Consider the following 4,927-nt stretch of genomic DNA (forward strand, 5'->3'; position numbering starts at 1 on the left):
GTTTGGAACATCGCCGGCTGGGACGTCCAGAGGTGAGCCTAGCTATAGCTAAGCACCGCGGTGCCGAACCAATGACAAAGGAGCAGAGCGACTTCCACATCGAGTCGGTCGTCAGTGATCGGTTTGCCGCGACGTTCGAGTGCGCGCTGCACGCGATGCTTCACCGAGTTGACGTGCAGGTGCAGTTCGTCGGCAGTGGCCTTCAGGCTGGATCCGGCCCGCAGGAAGCTGCGCAGGGTTTCCCGCATCCGTTCGTCGCTGTCTGTCGCGGTGGCCAGCGAACCCAGGACGTCGCAAATCCAGGCCCGCGTGTGCTCAAGGTCGGTGCAGAACTGGGTGGCCACGACGAGACCGGGATCGTTGTACATCGTCACCGCGGGCGGCGGCGATCCCGACGCCAGCACCACAGAGCGTGCGCCCTGCGCCTGCCGATGCGAGCGCCGGAAGCCGTCGACACCGGGCAGCGGATCACCGGCCGCCATCCATGGAGCCACCGTGCGCGCCTCGGCGAATTGGCGAAGGCCGCCCGTCGCACTTTGTGCTGCATCGGCGGCCAGCGGTATCCACACCCATCCGGTGACGCGGTCCGCTGCGATGAACAGCGGCCGCTCATTCGAACCCAAGGCACTCGCGAGTTCGGCGGTGAACCTTTCCATCCCGACGAGTTCGTTTCCTTGGTCGGACTCACCGCACCACACGATGAGAGACAGCCGGCACATCCTTGGACGCTTGCAGATTCTCGTCGATGCCCACGAGCAGTACCTCTACCGGTTCGATACTCAGCAGGTGCGGACTGCGCGTCGGGCACTGCCCTGCGGCGACTACGGTCTTGTTGTCGACCGACTGCTGGTCGCCAGCCTGGAACGTAAATCCCTCGCCGACCTGGTCGCCAGCCTGACCAGCGGCAAGCTTCGCTTATCAAATCGCCGATTTGGCCGCGCTGCCGCGCGCGGCGGTGGTCGTGGAGGACCGCTACTCGCAGTTGTTCAAACTCGACCGCGTACGCCCCGCCGTGGTTGCTGACGGGCTGGCTGAGTTGCAGATCCGCGGCCAAATGTAGCCATTGTGTTCTGCGAGACTCGTCAGCTCGCCCAGGAATGGACCTACCGGTTCCTGGCCGCCGCTCAGTTGTGGGCGGTCACTGAACAGGCTGCGCTACACCGTATCTCGGCAGTTTCTGCTGCAGCGGCGCGTGTGTGGCCAGCATGTCCACCGCGGTGCCCAGCAGCGATGCCGTCGACTCCCACCGGCGCTGAACAGCGAGACCAGGATCAGCTGGGCGGTGAAGGCGTCGAGGTCGCCCGTCGCGGATGCCTGCGCCAGCACGCCCAGTAGGTCGTCACTGCCTGCACCAATACCACAAGGTCAGCACCTAGCCAGCAACGTTGTCCGCTACGTGGTTCTCGTGCGACGGGTCAGCAGCGGTATGCCAGAGCCGCAATCCCTCGATGATGACGGTGGACACCAAGTCGACGTCCCCCTCGCAACGCTAACGGCGGAGTCCGTCAAAGGCGGGCCGCCCGTCACTGATCGACGGCATCCTGGTCCCGCTTCGAACGCGCAGTCGGCCGCGAGGACCTTCGGCGCGGAATGCGTTCTGTGATGCCACTCAGCGAGCTGATCATCCTGTTGAGGCGATCGACAGCAGACTCCAGGGTGTCGGCGGTGGGCGTCAGCCTCTCCACGGCGGGCTGCAGCCGACTCAGGATTTCCGCGGCTTCGGTGAATTGTTCGAGCGGCCCATTCTTGGCCAGCAGCTTGTCGATGATGCCGTCCTCGGCGAACATCCGCTCGATAATGCCGTCCTCGGCGAACATGCGCTCCAACGGCCCATCCTCAGCGAGCAATCGATCTGCGAGCCCACCGGGCTCAAGAATCCGCTCTAGCGCGCTGCCTTCAACGGATACCCGATCGAGTAAACCGCCGGGCGCGGTCAACAGGTCGACAACCCCACCAGGACGCATCAGCTTGTCCGCCGGCCCCCCGCGGACCAGGGCGCGCCCCATCGCCCGGTCGTTTTCGGTCAATTCGGCAACTCGATTGGCGCCAATGATTGCGCCGCGCAACGGAAATAGGCCGGTAATTGGGTCTACTGTCTTCGGGCCTTCCTCGCCCAAGGATTCCTTCACCGCCCCGAGGGCACTGGCCGCAACGGCAAGCCCGGCGTCGGCCACCGCGACGCCGGCCCGGACAGGGGCTGTTGCTACGCCGGCAATGACCTTGCTGATGTTCACGCGGCAAGTGTATGGCTGGGTGTCGCCTCCGTGGGCGCCAACGGGGGTGGTGGTCAATCCCAGTGGGTCGACTGGAACACCCGCCTGGGGCGACCCGATGAGCATCGGCGGCGCAACGCTCGCCGGGGCTGCTATGCGGGCCGGATTGATCGACGAGTACGGGCTGGGCCACCTACCCAGTCCTGGTGGGCAGCGGCACGCCATTCTTCACCGCACTGGATAGCTGGGCGAACCTGCACCGGTGGAGACGCGAACGTTCCCCGGCGGCGTTGTACTCACCAGGTAGGTGACGCGGCGCTGAGCGCTCGCCCGCCTTCGCCATCGTGCATGTCCTCCTCCACCACACGACGGTAGAGCAGTATTGACAGCTCTGCGGTGTGTTCCCTGTAAAGCAAGAGGTTGAAGGCGGTGAAGCCGCTGAGCAAGAGGATCACGCAGCCGAAGAAGCTGGCGGCAAAGCACACCGGCAGCGTTGATCGCGTGGGCATCCGATCGCGCAGCTAAGTCCAGAGCGCGGCGCCGCAGACAAACCATAGGGTGACGCCCACAGTGTTGAACAGCTGAGTCACGACCAGCTGATCATGGTGGTCCGCCGCCCACAACGCCACATCAGTGCCCGACGTCAGGGTTTGCGGGTAAGACCAGATCGGATACACCGGCAAGGTCAACGCCGGCAGAGCAAACCCATTTACGCGGTTCCATCGGCATCAAGGAGGTGCAGAGCGTCGGAGTTGCCGCGGTAAGCATGCGCCGAATCGCCCGTCATGCTGGCGTGTCCCACTCAGCACTGGCTCATCAGTTCGGTGACAAACCGGCATCTTCACTGCGGTAGCGACCGAGGGGTTCGGGCTGCAGGCAGAAATGCTCCGTGCGGCCGCGACGGGCCCGGCCGGATTCCTATTGGGCGGCCATGCCTATGTGAAATTCGCCCTTACCCACCGGGGCTACTTCGAGGTGATGTTCCGCCCCTATCTGTACCGCGGCGACGACCCGCAGCTGTTGGTTTCCAAGAACGCGACATTCGATATTTTGTATGGCACGGCCCGATCCGGTCTGACATCGCACCGCTCGGAACCGGTCACCGACGAAGCTGTCCGTGCACTCGCCATGGCGGGGTGGTCACTGTCTCACGGGTTGGCCACACTCGCGTTGACGGCCAACATTAGTGAGCAGATCGATAGGGACCCCTCGGTTCTGGCTGGGCAAATGATGCAGGGCGTTATCGCCTTGGCCGAACTGGCCAAACAGGCGTTGTCTGATCAAACGTAACAGTCGAGGACCGCAGCGCATGCGCGGTGAAGCTGATCCGGTCGATGAACAGCGCGGCGTCATAGCCAGGATGGTCATAACCGTTGATCTATAGGTGCGCCGCAAGCAGAGCAGCGATGGAATCGCTACGCAAGAAACTCGTCAAGGATGGTGAGCACTTCTACGAGGTTGGCCAGCTCGCCATCGCTGACCGCGGTGCGGGTCCTTGCTGGTCCGTCCGGATCCTCAATCACTGGCTGGCTCGGTCTGATCGCTGGTCTTGGCGCGGGTCTGTGCAAGGCGGAAGGAGTCAGTGCCGGTTTCGATGATCTTGGCGCCGCGCTACGCTGTGGCCGGCAGAAGCGTTGGAGGCGTTGCGGCTGTTGATCTTTGGAACTCAAGCCCAACGAAGTTGACGAGGACGAATTACGTGCTGCGGTAAGTAGGTACTGGGAGATCGCGAAATCCGGCCTGCGTTTGTGACTTTCGCGGCCAAATCGTGACGAGCGTGGCCGATAGTCGGCGCGCCGCGATTTCAGGAGCTCGTCTCAGCGACGGGCCCCTTCATGCCCCGTCGTCTCAGGCAATGACATCAGCCGAAGGCCAAGCGCGTGCCAACCGCTGATCAGTCGTCAGCAACACCAGACCAGATGTATCGGCTAGTTCGACGTAGAGTGCGTCGGTCAGGCGGGGGGTATCGCGGCGTGCCCACGCTCCGGCAAGCAGCGGCGGGAGTGCGTGGCGAGTTAGTGGCGCTTGCGCAAGCTCATCAAGCGCCGCGGCGACCTGAGCAATAGTAAGAACTCCGGCGCGCTGCATGCGGCCCAGCGCCGACAACACCTCGGCATCAAAGTGCGTGGGCACGTGCAACTTTGTCCGGGCCAGTCGTGCACGCACCGCCGAGAACCGATCGCTGGTGCGGGCCAGTAGGTCCACCATGGCACTCGCGTCCAGCACCACCTGCTGGGGCGGCGCAGCCGAGGGCGCGCTCACTGTCCCAACTCGTTGCGGGCGGAATCAATCGCGTCCAATACATCCTCGTGGCGAGCGTCGGTGGTTTTGTCCACCAGCCCTGCAAGCCACTCGTCGGTTGCGGAGTTCTCTAACTCGGCACTGATGGCCGCCTGGGTCAGCGCGGACACGTTTAAGCCCCGCGCTCTGGCGCGCTCCGCCAAATCGTCTGGCACATATACATTCAACCGAGCCATACACACTAGTATACACACACCTGCCGGGCACGCGGCAGAGTTTATGAGTGACCTGCTGATCCGCGACGTTAGCGTGAGCGCGCGGCCAAGATGGTGCTCGATCCTCTCGGTGAGTATCGGTCGGTGTATGCCGCTTGCCAGGCGATCGGCCTGAAGGTTGGTGTGGGCGCGGCCGAGGAGTACGAGAGCCGCCTACTACGCTCACCTCCGGACGTCCCAGCCGGCAATCTCTCAAAC

8 protein-coding genes and 3 pseudogenes are annotated in these 4,927 nt (G+C 63.7%); 5 read left to right on the forward strand and 6 right to left on the reverse strand.

Annotation, left to right across the window (positions count from 1 at the left end; all coding sequences use genetic code 11):
- Positions 1 to 38: 38 nt before the first annotated feature.
- Complete coding sequence (locus F0Q45_RS24210) at positions 39 to 719, reverse strand: PucR family transcriptional regulator (protein ID WP_149656311.1); 681 nt, start codon at positions 717 to 719, stop codon at positions 39 to 41.
- Between the two features lies 1 nt (position 720).
- Between F0Q45_RS24210 and F0Q45_RS24215 the strand changes: the two are divergent.
- Positions 721 to 1,335 (forward strand): annotated as a pseudogene (locus F0Q45_RS24215) (ERCC4 domain-containing protein); the annotation flags it as partial.
- A 188-nt stretch (positions 1,336 to 1,523) separates the two neighbouring features.
- Here F0Q45_RS24215 and F0Q45_RS24220 read toward each other — a convergent pair.
- Positions 1,524 to 2,234 carry a hypothetical protein gene (locus tag F0Q45_RS24220; RefSeq protein ID WP_149656312.1) on the reverse strand — a complete coding sequence of 237 codons (711 nt, stop codon included), beginning with the start codon at positions 2,232 to 2,234 and terminating at the stop codon, positions 1,524 to 1,526.
- An 88-nt stretch (positions 2,235 to 2,322) separates the two neighbouring features.
- On the opposite strand from F0Q45_RS24220, the pseudogene F0Q45_RS24225 reads away from it, so the two are divergent.
- A pseudogene (locus F0Q45_RS24225) lies at positions 2,323 to 2,520 on the forward strand (dihydrofolate reductase family protein); the annotation flags it as partial.
- Here the strand turns inward: F0Q45_RS24225 and F0Q45_RS24230 are convergent.
- Both F0Q45_RS24230 and F0Q45_RS28090 read right to left on the reverse strand, forming a co-directional pair.
- Positions 2,510 to 2,722: a hypothetical protein gene (locus F0Q45_RS24230; protein ID WP_149656313.1), complete on the reverse strand. Its 213-nt coding sequence runs from the start codon at positions 2,720 to 2,722 to the stop codon at positions 2,510 to 2,512. The pseudogene F0Q45_RS24225 and the gene F0Q45_RS24230 sit on opposite strands and share 11 nt — an antisense overlap.
- Before the next feature lie 12 nt (positions 2,723 to 2,734).
- Entirely contained in the window at positions 2,735 to 2,902 is a 168-nt protein-coding gene (locus F0Q45_RS28090) for a hypothetical protein (protein WP_188113133.1), read from the reverse strand.
- A 77-nt stretch (positions 2,903 to 2,979) separates the two neighbouring features.
- Between F0Q45_RS28090 and F0Q45_RS29675 the strand changes: the two genes are divergently transcribed.
- The 3 genes and pseudogenes from F0Q45_RS29675 to F0Q45_RS24240 form a co-directional block, all read left to right on the forward strand.
- Positions 2,980 to 3,066 carry a TetR/AcrR family transcriptional regulator gene (locus F0Q45_RS29675; RefSeq protein WP_262491155.1) on the forward strand — a complete coding sequence of 29 codons (87 nt, stop codon included), beginning with the start codon at positions 2,980 to 2,982 and terminating at the stop codon, positions 3,064 to 3,066.
- Positions 3,067 to 3,095: 29 nt separating this feature from the next.
- Positions 3,096 to 3,503 (forward strand): TetR-like C-terminal domain-containing protein, encoded by a 408-nt coding sequence (locus tag F0Q45_RS24235; RefSeq protein WP_262491153.1) that lies wholly within the window; start codon positions 3,096 to 3,098, stop codon positions 3,501 to 3,503.
- A 369-nt stretch (positions 3,504 to 3,872) separates the two neighbouring features.
- A pseudogene (locus tag F0Q45_RS24240) lies at positions 3,873 to 3,964 on the forward strand (class I SAM-dependent methyltransferase); the annotation flags it as partial.
- Positions 3,965 to 4,061: 97 nt separating this feature from the next.
- Here the strand turns inward: F0Q45_RS24240 and F0Q45_RS24245 are convergent.
- On the reverse strand, positions 4,062 to 4,475 hold the full coding sequence (locus F0Q45_RS24245; protein WP_262491154.1) for a type II toxin-antitoxin system VapC family toxin: 414 nt from the start codon (positions 4,473 to 4,475) through the stop codon (positions 4,062 to 4,064).
- Positions 4,472 to 4,690, reverse strand: a complete 219-nt coding sequence (locus tag F0Q45_RS24250) for a type II toxin-antitoxin system CcdA family antitoxin (protein WP_149656314.1) — start codon at positions 4,688 to 4,690, stop codon at positions 4,472 to 4,474. The genes F0Q45_RS24245 and F0Q45_RS24250 overlap by 4 nt, the downstream gene beginning before the upstream one ends.
- Positions 4,691 to 4,927 lie beyond the last annotated feature (237 nt).

Origin of the sequence: Mycobacterium simiae (assembly GCF_008370645.1) — a bacterium.
Lineage (GTDB): Bacteria > Actinomycetota > Actinomycetes > Mycobacteriales > Mycobacteriaceae > Mycobacterium > Mycobacterium simiae_A.

What these genes read in the sequence shown, in the direction of transcription:
- F0Q45_RS24230 (WP_149656313.1), bottom strand. Translation starts at nt 2,722, where the DNA reads ATGCCCACGCGATCAACGCTGCCGGTGTGCTTTGCCGCCAGCTTCTTC.
- F0Q45_RS29675 (WP_262491155.1), top strand. Translation starts at nt 2,980, where the DNA reads ATGCGCCGAATCGCCCGTCATGCTGGCGTGTCCCACTCAGCACTGGCT.
- F0Q45_RS24235 (WP_262491153.1), top strand. Translation starts at nt 3,096, where the DNA reads ATGCTCCGTGCGGCCGCGACGGGCCCGGCCGGATTCCTATTGGGCGGC.
- F0Q45_RS24250 (WP_149656314.1), bottom strand. Translation starts at nt 4,690, where the DNA reads ATGGCTCGGTTGAATGTATATGTGCCAGACGATTTGGCGGAGCGCGCC.
- F0Q45_RS24210 (WP_149656311.1), bottom strand. Translation starts at nt 719, where the DNA reads ATGTGCCGGCTGTCTCTCATCGTGTGGTGCGGTGAGTCCGACCAAGGA.